Raw genomic sequence first — 25125 nt, forward strand, 5'->3', positions numbered from 1 at the left:
TTCATGGGATTCGTGAGGATGGAAGAGGGCGTCGGTACGCCGCCCCAGTCGCTGTTCGAGGCAATGGACGCCTACATCGGTGAGCGGGCCGCGAAGGGGATCTTCCTCGACGGGGGCGGCCTGTACGGGACCGAGGACGCGGTGAACTTCGTGGTCCGCGACGGCGAGGTCACCCGGGTCGACGGACCCTACGCCGAGGCCAAGGAGGTCGTCGGCGGCTGGGCGATCACGGAGTACGCCACCGTCGAGGAGGCCGTGGCCGATCAGCAGTTGTTCGCCGAGTTGCACGCCAAGCACTGGCCCGAGGTCACCGTGATCTCGACCATGCGCCAGATCTCCACCGGGCCTGAGGCGCCCGGCGACTGAGTCGGACTCACTACGCTGGCCGGGTGCCGGCACAGACCCCTCTGGATGACCCGAACGAGGCCGTGTTCGCCGCGTGGCGGGCCGAGTCGGCCCGCCTCGTCGGCGCCCTCACCCGGATGACGCGTGATGTGGAGCTCGCCGAGGACCTCGCGCAGGACGCACTCGTGGCCGCGCTCGAGCAGTGGCCCACGACCGGTGTCCCGGACAACCCGGCCGCCTGGCTGATGACCATCGCCAAGCGGCGCGGCATCGACCACTTCCGGCGCGCCGACAACCTCCGTCACAAGGTCGCGGAGCTCGAGCACGCCCGGGCGGGAGAGGAGGAGAAGATGCCGGACCTCGACAGCCAGGTCGACCACATCGAGGACGACGTCCTGCGACTCATCTTCCTGTCCTGCCACCCCAGCCTGACGCCGGAGTCCCGCGCCGCACTGACGCTGCGCCTGGTCGGTGGGCTCACCACCCCCGAGATCGCCCGCGGGTTCCTGGCCACCGAGTCCACGATGGGCCAGCGCATCTCACGGGCCAAGAGGACCCTGGCCGCGGCCCACGCCGAGTTCGAGCTGCCCACGGGTCGGGAGCGGACGAAACGGCTCGACGACGTCATGGCCGTGATCTACCTGATCTTCAACGAGGGCTACGCGGCGACCGTCGGCGAGGACTGGATGCGCCCGGACCTGGCGCTTGAGGCGATGCGGCTCGCCCGCATGCTGGCCGCCCTCGCTCCCGACGAGCCCGAGGCGCTCGGGCTGCAGGCACTGCTGGAGCTGCAGGGCTCGCGGATGGGGGCCCGGCTCGACGAGCACGGCGTACCGGTGCTGCTGGAGGCGCAGGACCGCACCCGGTGGGACCAGCTGCTGATCCGGCGCGGACTGGCCGCGCTACAGGCGGCCGAGGACCTCGCCGCGCGCGGCAAGCCGGTCGGGAAATACTTCCTGCAGGCCTCGATCGCCGCACAGCACGCCCGCGCAGACCGGGCCGAGGACACGAACTGGCGCCGGATCGCTGTGCTGTACGACGTCCTGGCCGGCGCCGCCCCCGGGCCGGTGGTCGAGGTGAACCGGGCGGTGGCGCACGGGCGGGCGTTCGGCCCCGACGCGGGCCTCGCCGTGCTGGACGCGCTGGACGCCGATGCCCTCGGCGACTCTCCGCTCGTGCCGAGCGTGCACGGAGACCTCCTCGAACGGTCCGGGAGCCACGCGCTGGCGAGCGAGGCCTTCACCGAGGCGGCCCGGCGCACCAGGAACGAGGGTGAGCGCGCGGTCCTGCAGCGTCGCGCCGACCTGAACAGGGAGCGCGCGTCGGGTGCGACGTGAGCCGTTGAGTCCCCGAGAGGCAGTCAGCTCGCCTGACACGGACCCAGCCGGGCGGTGACCCAGGCTTCGAGCTGGTCGTCGTAGGGACCCTCCGAGGCCGGCGCGCAGATGAAGCGGTCGATCTCGGCCAGGTAGCCGCCTCGCGGCCCGATGAGGGTGTAGACCCATTCACCGTCGCCGAGAGCGCGCACCTGGGGGTGGGTGATCCGGTCGAGGGCGCGCCGGTCGGCGGGGTCGGTCACGTCGTAGCGTGCTGTCGGCCGGGCCTCCACGAACAGGGCACCGTCCTCGAGGGCGCGCATCGCGACCGGGGCGTCGGGCCGTTGCATGCTCTCCCACCTCCCGACGAGCTGGGCGGGCGGGAAGCCGTGGTCGAAGCTCAGCAACGTGCCGTCGGCGGCAGTGCCACCCCAGCCGATCTGGCCGCCGTCGGGCTGCTGCGCGGCGAGCGAGTCGAGAAGCTCCGGGATGTCGGCGAACGTCGATCCGTCCGGGAGTGCGACCAGGTAGGTGCCTGCTACGTGGTTGCCCTTCGGGACGTCGTCGGTGGTCAGGTCGATGGCGACCGATCCGGATGCGGGGGCGGCCAGGAGCCCGGTGCGGACGGCGTCGCTGACCGCGGCGGGTGAGGCCTCGGGCTCGAAGGACCGGAGAGCGACCGTGGTGGGACCGGCGCGCACCGACAGGTCGGCCTCCTCGTCCTGATGGGTGGAGCTGAAGGCGCGGTAGGCGGTCTCGACCACGGTGACCACCTGGTCGGCGGTGGCCTGGCCACTCATCTCGACCTTCATGACCACGCTTCCGGACTGCAGCGGCACCGGCTCGCCGTAGTCGAGCTGGGCGGCGGTGACCCCGGGGAGGCCGGCCACCTCGGTGCGGAGCTCGTCGGCCTCCGACTCCCGGCTCGGGTTGGCGCACCCGACACACAGGCCTGCAACGATGGCGACAACGGGCAGCCAGCTGATTCGTCTCATGCGACCAGCCTTGCCGGGAACCGAACCCGCAAACAGAGCCGTTGTACTCACATTCGCACCTTTTGTGCGAGATCGTCACGCTTGGATCAGGTCGAGGACTCAGGCGGGTCGCCCCAGAGCTGCAGCGCACCGGATGGGCGGTTTCTCGATGGATCACCAGGTGCGCAGGCTGCGGGCCAGGAGGGGGATCATCACGGCGGCCGCCACGAGGTGCAGCACCACCAGCGTCGTGACCGTGGCGCCGTCGGCTCGCGACAGCAGGGGCGGGACCAGCGAGAGCGCGGTCAACGCCCCTGCGGTCCACACGAACCTCACTGCGGGGCTGGCGCTCCAGCGGGCGAGGGCCGCGGCGATGACGATGCCCACGACCGAGAAGAACCCGGTCACCACGGCGATGCCGGACAACGGGATCATCTCGCCGTCCGGGGGCAGCTCGAAGTCGACGCCCCCGGCACGGGCCACGGCAGCGGCCAGGGTGGTGGCCACCATCGCCGCGAGGGTGCCGATCAGGCCGGTGCCGACGAGCCCGCGAAGCTTGCTCATGTCGCTCTCCGTCCGTGGTGGGAGGTCAGGCCGGGACGGTGAGCCCTTGCAGCCAGGCTCGCCAGGCCGACTCCTCGCGGCGTACGTAGTCCTCGGCGTCGGCGGAGAAGAGGTAGGCGCGTACGCCGACCAGCGCGGTCTCAAGACTCTCGTCGAAGGCGAACACGTTGAGGACCCCGGGCACGGGCGTGGCGAGCCGGATCAGAGTCTGCCGCTCGCCGACCCGCTCGACCGTGCCGGTGACTCCCCGCACCTCGATCGCCGCGCCCTCCGCGCCCAGCTCGAGCGCGTCGCGCAGAGCGGCCCACAGAGCCTCCGGGGTGCCGGGATGCGAGGCGGTGACCTCCAACATCGTGGCCTCCTGGCCGGGGAAGTGGGCGAGGTAGAGGCGCAGGTTGTCGAAGAACGGCAGCCAGTTGGGGGTCAACTCGTCCCAGAACTCCGACTCCCAGTCGGCCCCGGTCCCGAAGCCGCTGCTGGTCACGCGCACGACGCACGTGCCACCGGACTGCGCCTCGACGAGGAACTCCGAGGTCAGGGGGCTGACGGCCCCCGGCTCCTTGCCCATGAGGGCGGCCCAGTCCTCCTCGTAGACGATGCGGCGCGGCGGGTCCCAGTCGGTGACGTGGCCGTCCGAGCCCATCTCGGGGCCCATGGAGAAATGCAGGGCGCCGCCCTCGCGCTCCTCCATGTCGGTCGGCAGGAACCAGGCGCTCATGCCCTTGGCGGTGGCGATGGCCTGCCAGACCTGCTCGGGGGTGCCCGGGACCTCGACGCTGAACTCCAGGCGGTAAGGGACGGTGGGGGTGGTGCTCATGAGGGCTCCTCAGGAAGTGGGTGGGATGCGATGACGAGCCGGTGCGGGCGCCCGTCGTCGTGGTGGTAGCGAGCGGCCAGGTCGAGCACCGCGGCGGTCAGGTCGTCAGCGAAGGCTGCCCGGTCGGCCGCCGAACGGAAGCCGATCTGCGTGTCGATCGTCAACGTGGGCAGGCGCTTGCCGGACGCGCCGGCCCGGCGGGCCAGGGCACCGACCTCGCGCACCATCCGGCCGGCCAGCGCCACGAGATAGCTCGCGGACAGGTGGTCGGCATTGGCGTCGGGATCGGCCGCAGACCCGCTGACGGCGGCCGGCGACACGACGTACGACGCAGCTGAGGCCTGGAGCACCCGCTCGGTGATGCCCCCGTGCCGGCGCTCCTCGGACAGCTCGACGAGGCCGTGGGCCTCGAGCGCCTTGAGGTGGTAGTTGACCTTCTGGCGCGCGATGCCGACCCGGGCGGCCAGCCCGGCGGCCGAGGCTGGGACGGCCAACTCGCCGAGCAGCCGGGACCGGACCAGGTCCAAGGCGGTGGCGGCTGCCTCCGCGTCCTCGATGACTTCGACGTCCTGCATGTCGCCATCGTGCCCTTGACAATTATTCTTGTCAAGGGGTGGGAGTCGCCGATCGCAGAACGCGCCGGACGGGCGGAAGTGGCATCATCGCGAGGGTGGTCGATCCCGACACCTACCGCTCGCTCGCCGAGGCGTCGTGGGCGTGGGTGCGCTCCCAGGTCCGGGGCCGCGGCAGCGACCTGTGGCTCCCGAGCAACCCGGCGCAGAGCGAGCCCGGCGACTTCCCCGTCGGCATGCACTCCGGGGTCGGAGGGCTGGCGCACGTCATGGCGGAGATCCGGCTCTCGCGTGAGCTGTCGCCCGACGAGCTGGCCCTGGGTGAGGGAATCGCCGCGACGCTGGTCGGCCGCATCCCGCAGGAGACCGAGTACGACTACTTCGACGGCCACGTCAGCACGATCGGGATCCTGACCGCGCTCGGCGCGCCGGGATCCGAGCTCGCGGTCGCCCGGCTGCTGGAGCTGGCGACGCCCGACGGCTGGCAGCCGTCCTGGTTGGACGACGATCGCACCCTGCCGGACGGGCGCTGCAACGACGTGACCCTGGGGACGGCCAGCGTGCTGCTCGGGGCGGTGTGGGCCGCGCGGCACGGCATACCAGGAGCGCTCGAGCTGGCCGATCGGGCGAGCACGATCCTGGTGGACGAACGGCTGGAGACCTCCGCGGGCCTCGACTGGGAGTTCATCCCGGCACGGTTCCAACGGCAGCGGCGCGGCGAGATGCCGAACTGGTCCCACGGGCTGGCCGGCATCGCCGGCACGCTCGCTGCGGCAGGTGTCGAGCTGGACCGTGCCGACCTGGTCGAGGCCGCCCGCCTCGGCGCCGAGCACCTGGCCACCCTCGCCGACTCCGGTGATGGTGGGATGCGACTGCCGCACGTGATGCCCGGCCAGGACGGACTCGACACCTACACCTACACCTGGTGCCACGGGCCGGCCGGCACATCCTTGCTGTTCGCGGCGCTCGAACGCGCAGGAGTCGCTGCGGTGGCGGGTCGCTCGGCGTACGACTGGGAGCGCGCCTGCCTGCACTCCTTGCGGGCATCGGGCATCCCCGAGCGCTGCTACCCGGGGTTCTGGGACAACGACGGACGGTGTTGCGGTACGGCGGGGGTCGGCGACGTGGTCCTCAACGTCTGGCAACGCCACGGAGACGACACCGACCTCGCCTTCGCGGTGACCCTGGCCGACGCGATCGTGGACCGCGCGATCCAGGACGGCGACTCTCTGGCCTTCTGGCGTTTCGTCGAGCACCGCAACGACGACCCGCTGCTGCCACCTGGGGTGGGCTGGATGCAAGGGGCGGCCGGCATCGCGGCGTACCTCTTCCGGATCGCGCGCGTGCTCGAGCAGGGCCGCGAGGCCGACGCGGTCGCGCGGATGGACACGTGGTGGGCGCTGCCCGGCAGCTAGCAGCGCAGCGGGTGCCGCCCCGCGGCATTGGGGCGGGTGGACACAGACGGAGCGGCCCAGACGAGGGGGCCCGATCCCGGGGTCGCACTGGGGTAGTTGGTCCAGACCGGGCGGTGCAACTGTGGTTGACACCCACTCCCGACCCTTTCTGGGGGAAGTATGAAGCTGTCACGCATCACCGTGGCCGCAGCGGGGGCCTGCACCCTCGCGCTCGCCGTACCCACGTCTGCACCAGCCGCGCCAGTCGTCTCGGATCCCATCGTCTCGGGGCTGCTCGCCCCGCTCCAGATCGACCTCGGCACCCACGGGAAGATCTATGTGGGCCAGTCGTTCTCCGGCGTGCTGACCCGGGTCAACCGGGACGGCAGCACGACCGACCTCTTGGCGGAACCCGCCGGCATCGACGGCGTCGCCTCGGGCCGCCGCGGCATCGCCTACACCTCCACGGACTTCACCGAGGGGGCACGCTCCTCGCTGGTGAAGCTCCGCAAGCCCAACGGCACCGTGAAGACGGTGGCCGACCTGTGGCCCTACGAGGAGGCGAAGAACCCGGACGCGCGCAACAACTACGGCTTCCTCGACCTCACCCCTGAGTGTGCCGCCGAGGTGGACGCCCTGCCACCGCCACCGCCCGACCAGGGCCCGCCGGTGAGCGGTGAGCCCTATGCGGGGACCGCGGACTCACACCCCTATGCGCTGGCCAACGACGGGCACGGTGGCTGGTACGTCGCCGACGCGGGCATGAACACGATCATGCACATCGGCAAGTGGGGTCGCATCTCCACGGTCGCGGTGCTGCCCCCTCAGCCGCTCGAGGTCAGCGCCGAGATTGCGGCCATGCTCGGCATGCCCGACTGCACGGTGGGCTCGACGTACGCCTTCGAAGCCGTCCCGACCGACGTCGAGGTGGCGCGTGGCGGCAGGCTCATCGTCAGCCTGCTCCCGGGCGGTCCGGAGGACCCGAGCTTCGGGGCCCGCGGATCGGTCTACGAGGTCAAGACCCATTGGCGTGGCCACCACCGCCACGGCAAGCACAGCCGGGTCAAGCTCATCGCCGGCGGCTTCCTCGGAGCCACCAACGTGGCCCTCGATGAGCGTGGCCGGATCTATGTCAGTGAGCTGTTCGGCGGCAAGGTCTCGGTCATCAACCGTCGTGGCCACGTCTCCACGTTGGTGGAACTGCCGAACCCGGCCGGTGTCGAATACAAGCGCGGCAAGGTCTACGTGTCGTACGACGTCTTCCCGCCGGAGGCAGGACCGCCGGACGGCAAGATCGCCACGGTGTGGGTGGGGCGCCCCCGTCACCACCACTGATCATGCCTGTGGGCGCCGGCCGCGAGGTCGGCGCCCACACGCGTGATGGGCCGATCTAGCGTGACGGGTCGTCGGGGTCGGGGTCCGTCGCCGCGGACTCAGGTCCAGGCCCCTCGATCGCGCGGAGCTCATCGTCCAGGAGGTCGGCCACGTTCGGCATTCCTCCGTCGTACGCCTCCTCGTCGTGGGTGGGCGTGGCGAGGAGGTCATCCATCGCATTCTTCGCCATCCACTCCCGCGGGTTCACGTCGTACTTCTCACTGAGGAAACGAAGACGGTAGGCGTCTTCAGCACGGTGGTAGGTGTGGCGGGTCATATTGGCGCTCAGCGCGGTGTTGATCGCAACGCCGACGAACGGAAGTGCCTGAGCGAGCTTCCGCTGGGTGAGTTTGAGGCCCAGGACCTGGTAGGTCCGCGCGATCACTCGCACCAGGACGTGTTCATTGAGCTGCTTCCACGTGGCTCGTCGCATCATCTGCTGTGAGAGGCGGGACAGGGCGGACAGCGCTTCGTACTTCGCCGCCACCGTCCCGGCCATCCCCAGCGACAGGACCCCCATGGCGAACAGCTCTTCGTCTGGAAGGCGGACGTCATAGCCGTAGCGGGCCGCGACCGACCCGACGCTACGACCCATCATCGCCAGCGACGCGACAGTGTCGAGCGCCACGGCTCCCACGATCAGACCGGCAGTGGCCCCTCCCGTCACCGTGGTGGACACCTCTGCGCCCGTGATCGCAAGCGAGGTCCCGGCGCCTTGCACCGCGGAAGCGGCGACGTAGTGCCCTCTCCGCCTGCGGAACCCCTCGAAGTCCTTCAGATCCAGCGACTTCAGGTCGTCGGCGGTTTCGATGGCGGGATGCCTGCGCCGGTAGGCGTCCAGCACCTTCTCGGCGTTGACCGAGCGAAGTGCGGGGTTGAAGGTCATCTCGAGCGTGCCCTTCAGGGTGCCTTCCACGATGCTCTTCACCGTCTCGGCCGGCAGGTGTTCGTCCGCCCAGGAAGAGGCCCTCTCGGTCACCGACGAGGTCGCGTCGCGCACCGTCTTGGGCAGGAGCGCCTTGCGGGGAGGAGCGTGCAGCCGCTCCATCGTCAGGTGCCAGGCCCGGCGCTCATAGGGACTCATCTCCGATAGCGGGTCCAACGCCGTCACCTAGCTCTCTCGTGCTGCCCTACCGAATCCGCCGTCGGTGGCCGGGGGTTGCTCACGGCCCACTCCATCATGACGTCCGGCCGGATCTCGCCAGCGACGTGGCCCAAGACGTCCGTGCGAAGCAGGGCCGTGACGGGCTGCCGGCGCACCTTCTTGGGAGGGGCCTGGAGTCGAGGTTAGACGGTCACGCTGGCATTTAAGACTAAGTATCGTTAGTCTTATCGCGCTTAACTATAAGTATCCTTAGTCGTAAGGAGAAGCCGATGGCAGCTCGTAGAGTCTCAGCGCGCACACGACGAGCAGCCAAGGCGCTGGGCGAGCGTTGCGCCGAGTGGCGCAAGTTGCAGGACCTCACCGCAGAGCAGGTCGCCCAGCGCGCCGGCATATCCAGCCCCACGCTCTGGAAGCTCGAGTCTGGCGATCCCGGCGTCAGCATTGGTGTCTTCCTCGACGTGGCCAGGGCCCTCGGGTTCTCCGATCAGTTCCTCGACGCGGTCGACCCCCTCCAGACCGAACTGGGCAAGGCCCGCGTTGGCCAGGCCTTGCCCAAGCGTGTCCGACACCGGATCAATCCTTAGAACCCATGTAAGTTGGGGCCCGCTCACCCCAAGCGCCTCGGGAACCGCCGACCACAGCCGCCGAAGACGTCCACTGCCGTCTGGATCAACCAGTCCTGGCAGGCGGACCGCGGATAGACCGCCTGACGAAACTTGTCTCAGCCGGCATGTCACTTCCCGCCCCCTCGTGGCCGGCGAGCAGTGACTACCGTGGGAGGCGTGATCAGTCCTGCTGTTCCTACCGGCGAGCTCAACCTCGGACATCTTCTGCAGTGTGCCGGGCTGACTGACGTCAGCGACGTGATCGCCCTGCGACACACGGTTCGACCGAGGGACCCGTCCTCGCTGCGAGATCTCTCGGAGGAGGGCGTCCTGGCGTACACCCGGGTTCAGACCCGGTCCACCAACATTCTGCCGAAGGTGCCGCCGCCGATCTGGCTGGTGTTCCTCGCGGAGGGTCAGCGCGGGACGCACTCGCGATTCTTCAGTGCCTACGAGAACCGCGGCGAGCTGCCGGACGAGGCGAGCGAGACGATGCGCTCCTACGACCTACACCCCTCGCCGTTCCTTGAGTCGCTGCGCAACCGCCTGGTCATTGACTGGGACGGCGCCGCGATCAGGTGGGCAAGCCGAGGACAACACGCAGTGCGCCTGCCGGTCGTAGAGATCGCTGACCCCACAGCAGTGCCCTTTCCCGGGTACGGCGGCGTCCGCATCACCTTCGACGAGCTGCGCCAGGTCGTCACGGACCGGCACTACGCGCAGTGGAGGACCGCGTTGAGCTCGGTGCAGGGGATCTACGCGATCCTGGACGCGCGTTCCGGCCGGCTCTACGTCGGCAAGGCGGACGGCAACGAGCGTCTTCTCGGCCGCTGGACGGCCTACGCCCAGGACGGACACGGCGGCAACGTCGCGCTGCGGGAGCTCGGAGTCAAGGACCCCGAGCACAAGCAGGACTTCGTCTTCAGCATCCTGAGGGTCTTCGACCCCGGCGCCTCCAGCGCTGAGGTCAACGCGGCGGAGTCGCACTTCAAACTCGCGCTCGCGACTCGCCAGTTCGGCCTGAACCGCAACTAGCCGTCAGGTAGACGCGCCTCGCGCACCGCGTTGTCCTAGCTGGCAGGCAGGGCAGTGAAGTGCTTGTCGACTGCGCTCATCGCTTGTTCGGGATCACCCTGGACGATCGCGTCGTGGATGCGTCGGTGGTGCTCGACCATGAGCGCCTTGGTGGGGGTCGCGAGGCGAGCGGAGTCCAGCCGTGCGCTGCGGACGGCGACGTCCTGGGAGACGACGTCCGACAGCGCCGCAGCGAAGAAGGTCAGCGCAGGATTCTGGGCTGCTCGCAGGAGGGCTTGGTGGAAGGTGCGGTCTGCGTCGAGCACGTCGGCCTCCACGTCAGACTCGATCATCGTGTCGACGGCGCGTTGCATGTAGGCCACCAGCACGGGGTCGGCGTGCTGTGCGGCTTCGTAGGCGGCTTGGCGTTCGAGAGCGATGCGGACGGACTCGAGCGACTGAATCGGAAGGTGCGATGAGCTGATGGCGAGGTTGAGAGCCAGCGTCAACGAATCCGGCTTGAGCACCTCCACGAAGGTGCCCGAACCCTTGAGTCGCCGGAGCACACCGAGCCCCTCGAGCACACCCAGCCTGTCGCGGAGCGCCGTGCGACTGACGTCCAGCTGTACGGCGAGTTCTCGTTCGCTCGGGAGCCGCTGACCAGGCGCCAGGTCTCGGATGAGTCGGGCGAGCGAGCTCGACACCGGGTCGTCGGCGAACACGTCGACGAGCGACGGGTGGTCGTTGCTCGGTGCAGTCATCGGGACGTCCTTCGCTCGTCGATTGACCCGGACACTACCGGGCGGTCTGTTTCACGCACTTCTTCTGGATGCCCGTTGACACCGCACGTGACCTGGGACATATTGGTACTACCACTTTGGATAACGGTACTACCAATTATGGCGAAGTCGAAGGAGTCTCATGAAGCACGAGGTCGCGGTCGAGAACCTGGGCGAGGGTGTCGAGGAGGCACAGTTCGCGGCGTGGCTCCACTCGGTCGGCGCCACGGTCACCGAGGGTGAGCCGCTCGCCGAAGTGATGACCGACAAGGTGAATATCGAGATCGCCGCGCCCGTCTCCGGCATCCTGGCCGAGCTCCGCTGCGCTGAGGACGACACGATCAAGCTCGGACAGACCATCGCCGTCATCGAGAGTGCCTCATGACCGTCCTGGCCACCTCGGACGGCCGCCTCAGCGTTTGGCGGGCCATGGTCACCGGCCGCGCGTTCGACCGTGCCATGTGCGCCCACAACGGGCACTGGCACGAGTCGCGAGGCGAGGAGGCCGTCTTCATCGGTGGATTCGCCGGCCTGGATGAGGGTGACGTGATCGCTCCACACTTCCGCGGCGCCTGTGCTGTTGCCCTGATGAACGGCGTGGACCCGGCAGAGCTTGCGGCGTCCGTCTTCGGGTCCGAGGGCAGCAGGTCGGCCGGCTACTGGCGCGGCGACATCTGCCCGGCTCCCTCACGCCGCACCATCGGGATGTTCTCTGGATCTCTGGGAACCACCGTCGCCTACGCGACCGGAGCGGCGCTGCACCTCAAGCTCAACAGTGGCGGTAGCGCTGCGGTGTGCGCGTTCGGCGACGGCACCGCCAACGCGGGCATCGTCGCGGAGTCGATGAACCTTGCGTCCATGTTGCGGCTTCCTGTCGTCTTCATCTGTCAGAACAACCAGTACGCCACCTCGATGCCGGCTCTCACCGCCTTCGCAGGCGGTCAACTGACCGACAGGGCGCGAGCACTGTCCATCCCGTCGCTCGACGTGAACGGCAACGACGTCGCAGCATTGATGGCTGCTCGTGACGAGGGAGTGGCGCGAGCACGAGCCGGCGAAGGCCCCACCTTCGTCCACGCGCTGACCTACCGAATGGGGGGCCACTACATGAACGATCCTGAGACCTACCGCACGACCGACGAGGTCGCTGAGTGGCTGGAGCTCGACCCGATCGACCACTTCCTCGACGTCCTCGTCGACCAGGGTGACCTGTCGCGCGAGGACGGCGCGACGTTCGTCGCAGCCGAGGTCGAGCGGATGAGCAGCATCGTCAGTGATGCGAAGAGCCGCGTCTCGAGCAGCGTCGGGGACGTGCGACGGTCCGCCTTCGCCGAGCACATGGTCGCTGCGTCATGACGCGGATGACTCTCAGCGAGGCCATCACCTCTGCGGTCCACGACGCGATGGAAGTGGACCAGACCGTCTACGTGATGGGTCAGGACATCGGCGTCTTCGGCGGTCCCATGCAGTCCAGCAAAGGCCTGTGGGAGGCGTACGGCGCCCAGGGCCGGATCATCGACGCGCCGATAGCCGAGGCGGCCATGGTGGGGACCGGAGTCGGCGCCGCTATGGCGGGCAGTCGCCCCATCATCGACCTGATGTTCGCTGAGTTCCTCGCTCTGACGATGACGCCACTGGCACTGGAAGGCTCCTCGGTGGCCTACCGCACCGGTGGCGACGTCACGGTTCCGCTGGTGGTGCGCGCCAAGTTCGGAGTCGGGCCCCACCGTGGTCACGCTGAGTCGTGCATCGGCATGCTGATGGCCTTCCCTGGACTGAAGGTCGTGATCCCCACGACGCCGCAGGACGGGTACTCCCTCATGCGAGCCGCCATCCGCGACGACAACCCCGTCGTCTTCCTCGAGCACATGAGCCTGCTGCACGGTGCACGTGGTGATGTCGACCCTGACGTGGAGGTGCCCATCGGCCGGGCGCACGTGAGTCGGCCCGGTTCCGACGCGACGGTGGTGGCCTCCGGCCTGATGGTCCATCGCGCGCTCCGGGCCGCGAAGCTCCTCGAGTCGTCCGGCACCGACGTCGAGGTCATCGACCTCCGGTCGATGTCTCCCCTCGACGTCGACACCGTCGCCGCCTCGCTCCAGAAGACACGCAGGCTCGTCCTTGTCGAGGAGTCCTGGCCCGTGGCGGGACCGGCGTCCGAGGTCTGCGCGCAGTTGGTGCGTCGTCATCCCGACCTGATGCGTGAGGTACGCACCACCTTCGTCGAACCGCCTCACACGCCGATCCCCTTCGCCGCTCATCACGAGGCGGCATTTCTCCCCAGTGTCCAAGACATCGTCGATGGCACGATCGGTACCGACAGCCAGGTCCCCTCGGCAGCAGGAACGGCAGGCAGATGACTACCTCAAGCATCCCCACCCAGTCGACCCAGGTCTTCCACCGTGACGTCACGCATGCTCCCCCATTGGTGGACCGTGCCGAAGGCGTCCACGTCTGGGACGCCGCCGGCAAGCGATACCTGGACGCGTCGTCTGGCAGCAACATCGTGATCAGCATCGGCTACGGCGTGCCGGAGATCATCGACGCGATGACTGAGCAGGCGCGCAAGGTCAGTTTCTGCGGGGGCTTCACGTCCGAGCCCCAGGAACAGCTCGCGGTCGAGCTTGCGGAGTTCGCGCCGGCCGGTCTCAACTATGTGCGCTTCACCTCCGGGGGGTCGGAGGCCAACGAGACCGCCATCAAGTTGGCCCGGCACTACTTCGTCGAGACTGGCAGGCCGAGCAAGTACAAGATCGTCGGGCGTTGGCGCAGCTATCACGGCAACACGCTGGGAGCCCTCGCAGCCACCGGTCATGTCATGCGTCGGTCCGGCTATTTGCCCATGCTGCCGCCGAGCGCGCACGCCGCGCCGCCGTACCGCTACCGCTGCAACTTCTGCGCGAAGCAACCAGCGTGCAGCCTGGCCTGCGCGGATGACGTGGAACGCGTCATCCTCAACGAGGGCCCAGACCACGTCGCGGCCTTCATCGCGGAGCCGATCGTCGGCGCCGCTGCGATGGGCATGGTCCCGGATCCGGAGTACTTCCGACGGGTCCGGGAGATCTGCGACAAGTACGACGTCCTGCTGATCGTGGACGAGGTGCTGACCGGCATGGGCAGGACCGGGCGCAACTTCGCCATCGATCACTGGGACGTCATCCCGGACATGATCACGTGCGGCAAGGGCATGAGCAGCGGCTACTCCCCGTTGGGTGCCGTCATCACCACCGACCGGATCCACGCTGCAGTCGCCGAGGGCAGCGGGATGTTCGAGCACGGCTTCACCTACGGCGGCAACCCGCTGTCGTGCGCTGTGGGACTCGCGGTGCTCCGCTACATCAAGAAGCATGACCTCGTTGCGAACGCTGCCGAGGTGGGGGCCTACCTCCAGGCTTCTGTGCGCGAGGCTTTGACCGACAGCCCCATCGTCGGAGAGGTCGACGGCCGCGGCATGCTCGTCGGCGTCGAAATCGTGGCCGACCGTGCCACCAAGGAGCCGTTCCCCTTCGAGCTCGGCATCAACAAGGTGATCGCCAAGAAGTGCCAGGAGCGCGGCGTACTCATCAACCCAGCCTTCAGCGGCAACGCGGACGGCTATCGCGGCGATCGCTTCGGGATCTGTCCGCCCTACATCTTCGACCGCAGCCAGGTCGACGAGACCGTCGCCGCCCTGCAAGCAGCAGTGCACGAGGTCGCCACCGAGGTTTCGTGACCTCTCCACCGTCCGGCACGAGCCGCACGGTCTCGGGACATCCCTTCATCAAGGAGCACGTCATGCCAAGGATCACCCCCATCGCCATCACCACGGCGGTGCTCACCACCTTCGCGCTGTCCTCGTGCAGCGACTCCTCCAGCGCCGGCACGCAGGACGACCTCAGTGGTGCCAAGGTGTGCGTCGACCAGTATGCGACCGCCACCGTGATCGACGACATCATCAGCGGCCTGCGGGAGGGCCTCGCCGACGCCGTGGACCAGGGACTGGAGATCGACGTCCAGAACCCGAACGCCGACACCGCGACCGAGCAGACCCTCGCCCAGAAGTTCATCGCCGACAATTGCGACGTGATCGTCCCGGTGGGCACGGCAGCAGCACAGCTCATGGCGACTGCGACGAAGGACATCCCGATCGTCTTCGCCGCCTCCTCGACCCCGGTCGAGGCCAAGCTCGTTGAGTCCCTCGAGGAGCCCGGGGGCAACGTGACCGGGGTGTCGGACGTGCTGGATCCGGTCCCGGACATCGATGCCATGGTGCAGCTGCTGCCCGACATGGACACCGTCGGTCTGATCTGGAAGCTCGGCGACCCCGCCGGCGACGCGCAGACCGACGCCGCCAAGGCACACCTGGACGAGCTCGGGATCGACTACGTCGAGGCAACCATCACCAACGGCTCCGACGTCACCCAGGCGGCCGACTCGCTGGTCGGGAAGGTCGACGCCATCCAGGTCCCCGGCGACACCACCACGATCAGCTCGGTCGCCGGCATCATCAAGGTCGCCGACGACGCAGAGCTCCCGGTCTTCGGCGGTTCCTCCAGCGCCGTCGAGGCGGGTGCCGTGCTCTCGTCCACCTATGACTACACGGTCGTGGGCAAGGCCGTGGCGGACCTGGTGATGCAGGTCCTCGAGGGGGCCGACCCGGCCACGTTGGCGGTCGTCATTCCCGACACGGGTGGGTACGACCTCAACCGCACCAAGCTCGACGAGCTCGGCATCGAGGTCCCGTCAGAGCTGAGCGACGCCGCTCTCAACACCTATTGATCTGACACCGCCGGCGACCCTGACCGGTCGCCGGGACCCTACGACCATACGGAGCGCCCGATGCTGTGGAACCTGATCGAGATCGCCGCACAAGTGGGACTGCTGTATCTCCCGCTCGTGCTCGGCATCTATCTCGCGATGGGAGTGATGAGCCTTCCCGACCTCACCTTGCAAGGATCCTTCGGGGTGGGTGGCGCGACCGCCGCCGTGTTGACCGTCGATGGTCAGCACCCGATCGTCGCACTCGCCGCGGCCATGGTCGCTGGGAGCATCGCCGGACTGATCACCGCGCTTCTTCACCTGAAGCTCAGGATCAACGTCCTGCTCGCGAGCATCCTCGTGGCGACCGCGGCCTACTCGATGTGCCTGGTGATCATGGATTCGGGCAACGTGTCGCTGTTCGGCGCCAGGACCATCTACAGCTGGGCCGACGATCTCGACCTCGACTACCAGACCACCGTGATCATCACCGGCGCTGTGGTGGGGGCGCTTCTGTCGCTGGCCCTGCTGTGGTTCCTCCGAACCGACTTCGGCCTCTCCATCGTCGCCACTGGCCAGAACATCCAGACGGCACGAGGGTTGGGAATCCGCACCGAGCTCAGGCAGGCGGTCGGCCTCGCTCTGGCCAACGCGCTCGCCGCACTGTCGGGCGGACTCGTCGTCCACAACCAAGGTTTCATGGACGTCACCATCCAGAACGGCATCATCGTCGTCGGCCTGGCCGCCATGATGGTCGGCATCAGCATCAGCCGCTCGAACAGGGTGGCTCCCACGGTGCTGGCACTGATCGTCGGAGTGGTGCTCTACCGCTTCGCCGTCGCGGCGTCCTTGCAGATCGGGCTCGACCCGAGTCTGCTCCAGCTGATCACGGCCGCCCTCGTCGTCCTGGTGATCGCCGCCCGCTCGCACGGGCGGTCCCTGCTTCGCAGCGTGTCCGCTGCGGGGCGTCGTGAACGACGCGTGGCCCAGGCCCGCTTCTACGAGGAGGACCGCGTTGCCAGCTTCATCTGAAACATCCGCTCCGGACCTGGTGCTCGACGGATGCACCAAGAGGTTCCACACCGCAGGACGAGAGGTCGTCACGGCACTCGACCACGTCGACCTCAGCGTCGAGCCCGGCACGTTCGTCTCGATCATCGGCTCCAACGGTGCCGGCAAGTCGACGATGCTCTCGCTGATCGCTGGCAGCCTGCTCGCCGACGAGGGTCGCATCCTGGTGAGGGACCACGACGTGACGACCATGCCGTCCTGGAAACGGATCCGACGAGTCTCCCGGGTCCGACAGAACCCGCAGGACAACATGGTCTCCACCCTCACCATCGAGGAGAACTTCGCGCTCGCCCTGGCCGGCAAGAAGGGCCGGTTCGCTCTTCGCCGTACCTCGTCGTCCACGGTCCGCGAGATAGCGGCCGAGGTCCTGCGGCCACTCGGCATGGGACTCGAGGACCGGATGTCGACGGTGTCAGGATCGCTGTCTGGCGGGCAGCGGCAGGCCATCGCCGTGGCGATGGCGTCGCTGGGTTCCCCGGCCGTCATGCTGCTCGACGAGCACGTGGCAGCCTTGGACCCCAACAGCGCCGCCAGGGTCAACGAGGTGACTGAGCGGATCGTCCGTGACCAGCAGATCACCGCGCTCATGGTCACCCATGACATGGGCCACGCGCTGACCCACGCCGACCGGCTGTTGATGATGCACCAGGGTCGCATCGTGCTCGACTTCGAGGGATCGGACCTGACCGGCTTGACGGTCCGCGACCTGCAGCAGCGGTTCGTACGGTTGTCCGGCGGCACCCTGTCGGACGCCGCCATCCTCAGCGCCGAGGGTGAGACCCGTGCCTGAGACAGGTCTCGCCGACGGCGTCGAGGTAGACCCTCGCAGGATCAAGATCAGGGGTGTTCGGCAGGTCATCGCCCAACAGATGGCCAGGTCCCACGCCGAGATCCCCGGAGTGCACGTCGTCGAGGAGGTGGACGTCACCGGGGTGAGTCTGTCGGCGATCGTGGCAGTCACGGCTGCCTCGATTGCCTCCTTGGTCGAGTCGTACGCCTACTTCAACGCCCACGTCGTGGGCGACGAGGTGTTGTGCTTCCGTGCCTGCAACGTCGCGATCGCGGTCGATACGCCGAGAGGCTTGATGGTGCCGGTGATCCACGACTGCCAGAACCTCGAGGTCGAGGAGATCCAGGCCGAGATCGGGCGCTTGGCTGATCTCGCGCGTGCTGGACGGCTCACCGGACGCGACGTCACGGGCGCCACGGTGACGCTGACCAGCCCCGGACGCCGCGGCGGCATCCTGGCCACTCCGCTCATCAACCCGCCCCAGACGACGATCATCGGAATCCACCGTGCGGTCGCGCGCGTAGTCCCCGCCGACGACGGCGCACTCGCCATCCGCTCGATCGCCAACCTCACCGTGACCTTCGACCATCGCGTCATCGATGGCGCACTCGCAGGCGACTACGCCATCGAGCTGGGGCAGCGCATCACCGGTCACGGCGCAGCAGCACCGCCCGCGAGCCAGTGACCGCCTCAACCGCTCCCGCACCGGAAGGCCGCAAGCCCCTCCGGCTCGAGATCCGCAACTCGCAGACGCCGATCGAACGCAAGCCGGAGTGGATCAAGACCACGGCCAAGATGGGGCCGGAGTACACCGCGCTGCAGAACCTCGTGAAGTCCGAGGGACTGCACACGGTCTGCCAGTCGGCCGGCTGCCCCAACATCTTCGAGTGCTGGGAGGACAAGGAAGCCACGTTTCTGATCGGCGGCGACCAGTGCACCCGCCGCTGCGACTTCTGCCAGATCGACACCGGCAAGCCGCAGCCCCTCGACCGCGACGAGCCGCGTCGCGTCGCGGAGTCGGTGCAGAAGATGGAGTTGCGCTACGCCACCATCACCGGTGTCGCCCGCGACGACCTGCCCGACGGTGGTGCCTGGTTGTACGCCGAGACGGTCCGTGCGATCCACCAGGTCAACCCGGGCACCGGGGTGGAGAACCTGATCCCGGACTTCAACGGCAAGCCCGACCTGCTGCGCGAGGTCTTCGAGTCCCGACCCGAGGTGCTGGCCCACAACGTGGAGACCGTGCCGCGGATCTTCAAGCGGATCCGCCCCGCGTTCCGTTACGAGCGCTCCCTCGACGTGCTGACCCAGGCCAGGGCGTTCGGCCTGGTCACCAAGTCCAACCTGATCCTCGGCATGGGCGAGACCCGCGACGAGGTCAGCCAGGCGCTGCGCGACCTGCACGGCGCCGGCTGCGAGCTGATCACGATCACGCAGTACCTCCGCCCGTCGCTGCGCCACCACCCGGTCGAGCGCTGGGTGAAGCCCGAGGAGTTCGTCGAGATGGCGACCGAGGCTGAGGAGATCGGGTTCTCGGGCGTACTGTCCGGCCCGCTGGTCCGTTCGTCCTACCGGGCTGGCCGTTTGTACCGTCAGGCCATGGACGCGCGTGCGTCGAACTGAGCGGCCGAGCGACGGTCATCGCTGCTCATAGGTTTCACTCCACCGGTAGGAACAAGTTCAAGGCCGACTACGCGGGCCCCCCGCACGAGTCGGTGCGCCCGTACATGGATGGTCTGCTCACCGACGTCAACACCTCGGGTGACCTACCGGTCGTGCAGGCAGCGATCATCCACGCGCAATTTGAGACCATTCACCCGTTCGAGGATGGCAACGGTCGTGTGGGCAGGGCTCTCTTCCACGGCGCCCTGAAACGCTCCGGCCTGGTTGACGGTGGCGTCATCCCTTTTCCAACGTGCTCCGCAGGGATGTCGATGGGTACGTCAGAGCACTGACCAACTACCGCTACGACGGCGATGACAGAGGTCCCGCGTTGCGCGTCTACATAGCGCAGTTCCTCGACTACGTCAGTGATGCGGTGTCAGCAGCGGAGACGTTCCGGCTGGCTGCCATCGACATCCACCAGCGCTGGAGGCAGTCGGTCTCGGGGTTCCGGTCGGACTCCTCCATCCACCGCGCAGTCGATCTGGTGGGCGAATACCCGGTCATCTCGGCACGGTTCCTCGCGGACAACCTCGAGGTGTCCGCCGTGTCGGCACAGAAGCTGGTCAAGCAGTTGGACTCCGTCGGGATAGTGCGAGCCGCCGCCGGCAAGTATCGGAAGTCCGCTCTGTACCAGGCCGATGACATCCTCGATCTCCTTGAGCACGGCACCGAGTCACCCGGTCAATAGCATCGGAATCGGCGCCACGCGCGGATCTCAGCATGCTGGGATCCGCGCGCGGGTGACAGCCGCCGGGCTAGGTTCCAGGGATGGCACATCATTGGATCGCGACTCGGCCGGGTGACCTGGATGTCTTCGCGTTCGAGGAGTACGACGTCCAGCCACCGCGACCCGGGGAGGTCGCCATCGCGGTCCGCGCCGCGGGGATGAACCCAGCCGACGCCAAGCATGTGGCGCGCGGTGACGCCTCCGAGTTTCCGAAGGCGATCGGCTACGAGGTGGCTGGCGTGGTGAGCGCCGTCGGAGCGGACACCGAGATCGCCTCAGGTCCCGTGGCCGTCGGCGACGAGGTCCTCGCCTTCCGGATCAAGGGCGGCTGGGCCACCGAGGTGACCGTCCCAGCGCGAGACGTGTTCGCCAAGCCACCGTCCCTGTCGTTCGGCGAGGCGGCGAATCTGCTGCTCGCCGGGTCCACCGCCTCCGAGATGCTGCATGTGACGAGCGTCGGAGAGGGCGACACGATCCTGGTCCATGGCGCGTCCGGGGCGGTCGGTGTCAGCGCGCTCCAGCAGGCGGCCCTGCTCGGAGCGCGGGTGATCGGAACGGCGAGCGAGGGCAACTTCGACGTCGTCACCCGGTATGGCGGACTGCCGGTCAAGTACGGCGATGGGCTGGAGCAGCGAGTCCGCGAAGCGACGCTCCAGCCGGTGGTGGCTGCGCTGGACTGCGTGGGCACCGACGAGGCGATCGACGTCTCTCTTGCACTCGTCTCCACCCGTGACCGCATCGTCACCATCGCGGCCGCCGCGCGAGCCACACGCGACGGCTTCGCCGCGATCGCCGGTGCGATGCCGGCCAGCCAGACCTACCGTGACTCGGTGAGGGCCCGCCTTGTGCGGTTGGCCGGCGAGGGGCGGCTGGTCGTCCCGATCGCCCGGACCTTCCGGCTCTCCGAGGCGCGTGAGGCCACTGCGCTGCTGATGGGTCAGCACCCGGGCGGGAAACTGGTGCTTGAGCCTGAGGCGCAGGTGAGGGCAAGCGCGGCGCACTGACTCGGACGCCCCCGGGCCCGGACATGACTGGAGTCCTGAGTCCAACCTAGGACCCAGGACTCCATCGACGATCTCGGTCAGGCCTGCTGGCCGAGCGCGAACTGGATGTTGCCTTCCTCGTTCACGACTCCGTCCAAGATCTTGTCGGCAAGGAGCTCGGAGGCCGGCCCGTCGACGTAGACGGTGGCGCCGTCCTGCTCGATCTTCTGATCATCCGGTTCGGCCTGATCCACGGGGCTGACCGACAGGGACTGCCCGTCCGCCTCGGCAGCGATACGGAGGCCGGAGATCCCCGGCACTTCCTCTGCGAGCTTCTTGACGATGTCGGTCACGTTCTCGGTGAGAGCAAGCATGGCTCTCCTTCCGAATCGAGGCTGTGTCCCCTTCACCATTGCTCGGATCCTCTGCGGAGACAAACTGCGGCTCGAAGTAGCCCGCCCACGCCTGATCTCGATGCCGCCATGTGCCCGCAGGCGGCGGAATGGGACGCTGTGTCGTGGCTGTCGAGGCGGGGCTGCGCTGCGGTTCTTGTTCTTCACCAGCAAGGTGCAGCAAATTTAGTTGACTCACGCCAACAATAGTTGGCATGGGCCGTCGAAAAGGGCTACTTCGCGGCGGATGGACGCACCTTCTCGATCAAGCGAATCAGGGCATGAGTTGATGTTGGCTCCCGGCGGCTTGAGAGAAGATACTGCGGTGATGGGGGTCCGCAACTATCTCGTCGAGGGTGTGTCCGGAACGGGCAAGACCTCGGTGTGCCGAGAACTGAACCGGCGTGGCTACCAGGCCATCAACGGAGACAGGGCACTCGCGTATCAGGGCGACCCTGAGACAGGGGAAGCGACCGATACTGCCCTGCACCAGAACCACATCTGGGATGTCGATCAAGTGGGGGCGCTGATCGCCGACGAACAGGAGCCCGTCACCTTCTTCTGCGGAGGCTCTCGCAACTTCTCGAAGTTCATCAACCTGTTCGACGAGGTCTTCGTCCTCGACATCGATCTCGGAACCCTTCATCAGCGACTCGACCAGCGCCCGCAGGGCGAATGGGGGTCGAGACCATCGGAGCGCGATCTCATCGTCCGGCTCCATCAATCCAAGGAAGACATCCCGGGCACTGGCGTGGTCATCGACGCCACCCGCCCGCTCGCCGACGTCGTCGACGACATCCTCCAGCTCGTCGAACGCGCCGACGTCAGAGGCGGCGACGCGGCTGCCCGCCCACAGTTGAGGCAGATGCCCCAAGCGCTCGACCCGCGCGCGGCCCGAGTCTGGACGCATGACGATGACGACACCGCGACAGGCCGTTGAGGCCCTGCAGGCCCAACCGCAACTTCCTGATGGCGACGACGAGCGGTTCACCGGCTACGGCGTGATGGGCCTGCCGTTCGCCAGCGGGCACTACCTCGCGCTCCGGGACATGGTGGCGAGCTCGGTCGGGCCGGCGTACCGGGCGATCTGGCACCGCGACCCCGACGGGCGCTGGACCATCCACACCACCGGCGCACCTGAGCTGACCTGTCCCCGCTACTTCGGGTCGGCGACCGCGACCGCTCAGGTTCCGAGCATCGAGGTGTGCTGGCCCGACGACCGCACCCTCGAGGTGACTCTCGGCGACGACCTGAGCTGGCGGATCGAGCTGGGCGCGACTCCCGCGACGCGGATGATGACTGCCATGGGCGGGGCGCTGCCCGAGGCGGGCTGGAACAGCAACGCCGTGCTCGCCGCGATGGGGCCGATGGCACGCACCATGATGCGGACCGGGAAGATCCGGCTGCGCGGCGAGACGCCGAACGGCCCCCGGTTCAAGGTCGCGCCCCTGAAGATCTGGCGCGTGGTCAACAGCACTGCGTCGTACTGCGGCGAGGACCTCGGCGAACCGGCACCTCTGGATGCCCAGACCCGGCTGGGTGACTTCTGGCTCCCGCAGCGCGGGGTCTTCTTCGTCGGTCGCGCACGGTTCACTCCGGCAGGCGAGCAACTGCAGGAGCCTGCGAGCCCCGCAGCGACCAGAATGGGGCAATGACCGCACCTGTGCCGCTGCCGCGTCGAGTCGAAGTGCTCGCCGGGCTGTCGGTGGCGATCGACCTCGGGTTGGGTCAGCCTGCCGAGCACATGCTCCGGTCGTCGGTCGTCGCGTGCGGGTTGGCGGACCGGCTCGGGCTCAGCCGGGAGCAGAAGGCGACGGTCTACTACACGACGCTGCTGATGTGGATCGGATGTCATGCGGACTCCCAGGAGTACGCCCGCTGGTTCGGCGACGACATCGCAGTCCGCCGCGACGCCTACCTCGTCGACTGGTCCGGGATGCCCTACCTGCGCTTCCTTCTCGGCAACGTCGCCCGCGGTGAGCCGCTGGGGCAGCGAGTGCGCGTGATGGCCACGCTCATGCGGGACGCACGCGGCCAGCTCGCCACGCTGATCCACTCCCACTGCACCTCGGCGGCGGCCCTGGCGCGCCACATCGGGCTCGGGCCGGACGTCGAGCAGACCCTCGCCTTCACCTTCGAGCGCTACGACGGTGGCGGGCTCCCGTCCGGCGCGTCCGGGGACGAGATCCCCATCGAGATGCGGGTCGCGCAGCTCGCCGACGTGGCCGAGGTGCATCACCGGATGTACGGCGTGCAGGGTGCGGTCGCGATGGCCAGGAGTCGGCGCGGCGGACACCTCGACCCCACCGTCACCGACGCCTTCACCACCGATGCGGAGTCGCTGTTCCCGGCTCCCGACGACGACCCGTGGGACCGGGCACTGTCCATCGCGCCCGACGCCGAGACCCGTCTGGACGACTCTCGCCTCGACACCTTGCTGACCGCGATCGGCGACTTCGTCGACCTCAAGTGCCCGTTCGCCCTGGGCCACTCCCGCAACGTCGCCGCACTCGCGGAAGCGTCCGCCGTACAGCTCGGTCTCCCGGCCGACGACGTGACCGCTGTACGCCGAGCCGGGCACCTCCACGACGTCGGGCGGATCGGGGTGTCCAACCAGGTCTGGTCGAAGCCGGCCGCGCTGACGGGTGCAGAGTGGGAGCGGGTGCGGATGCACCCCTATCTCACTGACCGGGTGCTGACCCGCATCACCGGACTTGCCCGCGTTGCCGCGATCGCCCGCGCCCACCATGAGCACCTTGACGGGTCGGGCTACCCACTCGGTCTCGCAGGTTCGGCGCTCGGCCGACCCGAGCGGCTTCTGGCCGCAGCGGTCGCCTACCAGTCGGCGCTCGAGGGGCGGCCGTACCGGGAGCCGCTCTCCGCTGACGCCGCCGCGACCCGGCTGACGGACCGCGTGACCCGCGGAGCTCTCGACGCGGAGGTGGTTGACGCGGTCCTGGCCGTGGCCGGGCATGCGCGAGAGAGGGTACGCCGCGACGACGCCCTCACCCCCCGTGAGACGGAGATCCTCGGCCTCGTCGCCCGCGGCCTCTCCAACCGCGACATCGCGGCCAGGCTCGTGCTCAGCGAGAAGACGGTCCGCAACCACGTCGAGCGCACCTACGCCAAGATCGGCGCCAGCAACCGCGTGGGCGCGAGCCTGTACGCCCTCCGACAGGGGCTCGTCGCGCCGGGCGATGGGTCGCCGTGACTCATGGAGGCAGACGAGTGCGCCGGGCTGTTGGCCTGAGCGGATCTGACCGGTCAGCCCAACAGGTTCGCGCGGGCTGCAGTGAGCGCCACGTGAACCGACCGGTCGCAGTGGTCCGGGGTGAGGTCGCGGTCGAGGACAAGGAGGTTGAGGTACAGAGGTGCCACCAGGGTGGCAAGGAAGGTCAGGGGATCGGTGCCGGTGGGCAGCTGGTCTCTGTCGACAGCCGACTCCAGACGCTGCGATAGGACCATCGCCCGGTGGGCGAAGAACCGGGTCTTCGCTTCCACCACGGCCGGCAAACGAGCCGCGTCCGATCTGAGCATGGCGACAAGTGGGGCACCTGAGGGGCCGGTGAGCCAGTCGGCCAGGCGCTGCACCCAGACCCGGAGGTCGGCGTCGATATCGCCGGTGTCGGGGAGCTCGAAGTCAAAGGCCGCACGCTCGAGCACAGCGTCGGTCAACAACGATTCTCGGTCGGGCCACCGGCGGTAGACGGTCGTCTTGTGTACGCCGGCCCGGGCGGCGACGTTCTCGATCGCAAACGCTGCATAGCCTCCCTCGGCCAACTCCGCGAGCGCGGCCATGAGCACGGCTTGACGCACCGCCTCTCCTCGTCGGGCGATCACGGCGTCCACCTTTCGTATATCGCAACTTTCGGTTGCGATAGCTCCTCATTGCGAGCACACT

The 25125-nt window shown here is 68.3% G+C and carries 29 protein-coding genes; 21 read left to right on the forward strand and 8 right to left on the reverse strand.

What is annotated here, in order from left to right:
* Positions 1-18: 18 nt before the first annotated feature.
* Both AB7I40_RS13385 and AB7I40_RS13390 read left to right on the forward strand, forming a co-directional pair.
* Complete coding sequence (locus tag AB7I40_RS13385; RefSeq protein WP_428344967.1) at positions 19-366, forward strand: YciI family protein; 348 nt, start codon at positions 19-21, stop codon at positions 364-366.
* A 23-nt stretch (positions 367-389) separates the two neighbouring features.
* Positions 390-1682: an RNA polymerase sigma factor gene (locus AB7I40_RS13390; RefSeq protein WP_428344902.1), complete on the forward strand. Its 1293-nt coding sequence runs from the start codon at positions 390-392 to the stop codon at positions 1680-1682.
* A gap of 23 nt (positions 1683-1705) precedes the next feature.
* On the opposite strand, the gene AB7I40_RS13395 is transcribed toward AB7I40_RS13390, so the two are convergent.
* From AB7I40_RS13395 to AB7I40_RS13410, 4 genes are all read right to left on the reverse strand, one after another.
* Positions 1706-2656: a hypothetical protein gene (locus AB7I40_RS13395; RefSeq protein WP_428344903.1), complete on the reverse strand. Its 951-nt coding sequence runs from the start codon at positions 2654-2656 to the stop codon at positions 1706-1708.
* Between the two features lie 153 nt (positions 2657-2809).
* Positions 2810-3199 carry a DUF6069 family protein gene (locus tag AB7I40_RS13400; protein ID WP_428344904.1) on the reverse strand — a complete coding sequence of 130 codons (390 nt, stop codon included), beginning with the start codon at positions 3197-3199 and terminating at the stop codon, positions 2810-2812.
* A 25-nt stretch (positions 3200-3224) separates the two neighbouring features.
* The gene (locus AB7I40_RS13405) at positions 3225-4016 is read right to left on the reverse strand and encodes an SRPBCC family protein (protein ID WP_428344905.1); all 792 of its coding nucleotides are present in this window, start codon (positions 4014-4016) and stop codon (positions 3225-3227) included.
* Complete coding sequence (locus AB7I40_RS13410; protein ID WP_428344906.1) at positions 4013-4591, reverse strand: ArsR/SmtB family transcription factor; 579 nt, start codon at positions 4589-4591, stop codon at positions 4013-4015. The genes AB7I40_RS13405 and AB7I40_RS13410 overlap by 4 nt, the downstream gene beginning before the upstream one ends.
* Positions 4592-4686: 95 nt before the next feature.
* On the opposite strand from AB7I40_RS13410, the gene AB7I40_RS13415 reads away from it, so the two are divergent.
* Together AB7I40_RS13415 and AB7I40_RS13420 are read left to right on the forward strand one after the other, a co-directional pair.
* Positions 4687-6003, forward strand: coding sequence for a lanthionine synthetase LanC family protein (locus AB7I40_RS13415; RefSeq protein WP_428344907.1), 1317 nt, complete (start codon positions 4687-4689; stop codon positions 6001-6003).
* Positions 6004-6162: 159 nt separating this feature from the next.
* On the forward strand, positions 6163-7317 hold the full coding sequence (locus tag AB7I40_RS13420) for a ScyD/ScyE family protein (protein WP_428344908.1): 1155 nt from the start codon (positions 6163-6165) through the stop codon (positions 7315-7317).
* 55 nt (positions 7318-7372) lie between these two features.
* Here the strand turns inward: AB7I40_RS13420 and AB7I40_RS13425 are convergent, their stop codons facing one another.
* Positions 7373-8440: an EcsC family protein gene (locus AB7I40_RS13425; RefSeq protein WP_428344909.1), complete on the reverse strand. Its 1068-nt coding sequence runs from the start codon at positions 8438-8440 to the stop codon at positions 7373-7375.
* 290 nt (positions 8441-8730) lie between these two features.
* Between AB7I40_RS13425 and AB7I40_RS13430 the strand changes: the two genes are divergently transcribed.
* Positions 8731-9045, forward strand: a complete 315-nt coding sequence (locus AB7I40_RS13430; RefSeq protein ID WP_428344910.1) for a helix-turn-helix domain-containing protein — start codon at positions 8731-8733, stop codon at positions 9043-9045.
* A gap of 198 nt (positions 9046-9243) precedes the next feature.
* Complete coding sequence (locus AB7I40_RS13435) at positions 9244-10101, forward strand: GIY-YIG nuclease family protein (protein WP_428344911.1); 858 nt, start codon at positions 9244-9246, stop codon at positions 10099-10101.
* A 35-nt stretch (positions 10102-10136) separates the two neighbouring features.
* On the opposite strand, the gene AB7I40_RS13440 is transcribed toward AB7I40_RS13435, so the two are convergent.
* The gene (locus AB7I40_RS13440; protein ID WP_428344912.1) at positions 10137-10841 is read right to left on the reverse strand and encodes a FadR/GntR family transcriptional regulator; all 705 of its coding nucleotides are present in this window, start codon (positions 10839-10841) and stop codon (positions 10137-10139) included.
* Positions 10842-11001: 160 nt separating this feature from the next.
* Here AB7I40_RS13440 and AB7I40_RS13445 point away from each other — a divergent pair, with 160 nt between their 5' ends.
* The 12 genes from AB7I40_RS13445 (at position 11002) to AB7I40_RS13500 (ending at position 20853) form a co-directional block, all read left to right on the forward strand.
* Positions 11002-11244, forward strand: a complete 243-nt coding sequence (locus AB7I40_RS13445; RefSeq protein WP_428344913.1) for a biotin/lipoyl-containing protein — start codon at positions 11002-11004, stop codon at positions 11242-11244.
* Positions 11241-12215: a thiamine pyrophosphate-dependent dehydrogenase E1 component subunit alpha gene (locus AB7I40_RS13450; protein WP_428344914.1), complete on the forward strand. Its 975-nt coding sequence runs from the start codon at positions 11241-11243 to the stop codon at positions 12213-12215. The genes AB7I40_RS13445 and AB7I40_RS13450 overlap by 4 nt, the downstream gene beginning before the upstream one ends.
* The gene (locus tag AB7I40_RS13455; RefSeq protein ID WP_428347963.1) at positions 12212-13219 is read left to right on the forward strand and encodes an alpha-ketoacid dehydrogenase subunit beta; all 1008 of its coding nucleotides are present in this window, start codon (positions 12212-12214) and stop codon (positions 13217-13219) included. The genes AB7I40_RS13450 and AB7I40_RS13455 overlap by 4 nt, the downstream gene beginning before the upstream one ends.
* A complete protein-coding gene (locus AB7I40_RS13460; protein ID WP_428344916.1) occupies positions 13216-14571 on the forward strand; it encodes an aspartate aminotransferase family protein in 1356 nt (451 codons plus the stop codon). The genes AB7I40_RS13455 and AB7I40_RS13460 overlap by 4 nt, the downstream gene beginning before the upstream one ends.
* A gap of 62 nt (positions 14572-14633) precedes the next feature.
* Entirely contained in the window at positions 14634-15617 is a 984-nt protein-coding gene (locus tag AB7I40_RS13465; protein WP_428344917.1) for an ABC transporter substrate-binding protein, read from the forward strand.
* A gap of 60 nt (positions 15618-15677) precedes the next feature.
* Positions 15678-16628 carry an ABC transporter permease gene (locus tag AB7I40_RS13470; RefSeq protein ID WP_428344918.1) on the forward strand — a complete coding sequence of 317 codons (951 nt, stop codon included), beginning with the start codon at positions 15678-15680 and terminating at the stop codon, positions 16626-16628.
* Positions 16612-17457 carry an ABC transporter ATP-binding protein gene (locus tag AB7I40_RS13475; protein ID WP_428344919.1) on the forward strand — a complete coding sequence of 282 codons (846 nt, stop codon included), beginning with the start codon at positions 16612-16614 and terminating at the stop codon, positions 17455-17457. Before AB7I40_RS13470 ends, AB7I40_RS13475 begins: the two co-directional genes overlap by 17 nt.
* A complete protein-coding gene (locus tag AB7I40_RS13480; RefSeq protein ID WP_428344920.1) occupies positions 17450-18142 on the forward strand; it encodes a 2-oxo acid dehydrogenase subunit E2 in 693 nt (230 codons plus the stop codon). The genes AB7I40_RS13475 and AB7I40_RS13480 overlap by 8 nt, the downstream gene beginning before the upstream one ends.
* Positions 18139-19080 (forward strand): lipoyl synthase, encoded by a 942-nt coding sequence (gene lipA / locus AB7I40_RS13485; protein WP_428344921.1) that lies wholly within the window; start codon positions 18139-18141, stop codon positions 19078-19080. Before AB7I40_RS13480 ends, lipA begins: the two co-directional genes overlap by 4 nt.
* 17 nt (positions 19081-19097) lie before the next feature.
* Positions 19098-19412, forward strand: a complete 315-nt coding sequence (locus AB7I40_RS13490; protein WP_428344968.1) for a Fic family protein — start codon at positions 19098-19100, stop codon at positions 19410-19412.
* On the forward strand, positions 19373-19810 hold the full coding sequence (locus AB7I40_RS13495; RefSeq protein WP_428344922.1) for a hypothetical protein: 438 nt from the start codon (positions 19373-19375) through the stop codon (positions 19808-19810). The genes AB7I40_RS13490 and AB7I40_RS13495 overlap by 40 nt, the downstream gene beginning before the upstream one ends.
* Positions 19811-19890: 80 nt before the next feature.
* Positions 19891-20853 carry an NADP-dependent oxidoreductase gene (locus AB7I40_RS13500; RefSeq protein ID WP_428344923.1) on the forward strand — a complete coding sequence of 321 codons (963 nt, stop codon included), beginning with the start codon at positions 19891-19893 and terminating at the stop codon, positions 20851-20853.
* A 77-nt stretch (positions 20854-20930) separates the two neighbouring features.
* Here the strand turns inward: AB7I40_RS13500 and AB7I40_RS13505 are convergent, their stop codons facing one another.
* The gene (locus AB7I40_RS13505) at positions 20931-21206 is read right to left on the reverse strand and encodes a Fe-S cluster assembly protein HesB (protein ID WP_428344924.1); all 276 of its coding nucleotides are present in this window, start codon (positions 21204-21206) and stop codon (positions 20931-20933) included.
* Between the two features lie 307 nt (positions 21207-21513).
* Here AB7I40_RS13505 and AB7I40_RS13510 point away from each other — a divergent pair, with 307 nt between their 5' ends.
* From AB7I40_RS13510 to AB7I40_RS13520, 3 genes are read left to right on the forward strand one after another with little or no spacing between them, the layout of a single operon-like run.
* On the forward strand, positions 21514-22164 hold the full coding sequence (locus tag AB7I40_RS13510; RefSeq protein WP_428347964.1) for a nucleoside kinase: 651 nt from the start codon (positions 21514-21516) through the stop codon (positions 22162-22164).
* Positions 22133-22879 carry a hypothetical protein gene (locus AB7I40_RS13515; RefSeq protein ID WP_428344926.1) on the forward strand — a complete coding sequence of 249 codons (747 nt, stop codon included), beginning with the start codon at positions 22133-22135 and terminating at the stop codon, positions 22877-22879. Before AB7I40_RS13510 ends, AB7I40_RS13515 begins: the two co-directional genes overlap by 32 nt.
* The gene (locus AB7I40_RS13520; RefSeq protein WP_428344927.1) at positions 22876-24435 is read left to right on the forward strand and encodes an HD domain-containing phosphohydrolase; all 1560 of its coding nucleotides are present in this window, start codon (positions 22876-22878) and stop codon (positions 24433-24435) included. The genes AB7I40_RS13515 and AB7I40_RS13520 overlap by 4 nt, the downstream gene beginning before the upstream one ends.
* A 53-nt stretch (positions 24436-24488) precedes the next feature.
* Here AB7I40_RS13520 and AB7I40_RS13525 read toward each other — a convergent pair whose 3' ends face one another.
* Entirely contained in the window at positions 24489-25064 is a 576-nt protein-coding gene (locus AB7I40_RS13525; protein WP_428344928.1) for a TetR/AcrR family transcriptional regulator, read from the reverse strand.
* Between the last annotated feature and the right edge of the window lie 61 nt (positions 25065-25125).

The organism is Nocardioides sp., assembly GCF_050246775.1.
Classification (GTDB): domain Bacteria; phylum Actinomycetota; class Actinomycetes; order Propionibacteriales; family Nocardioidaceae; genus Nocardioides.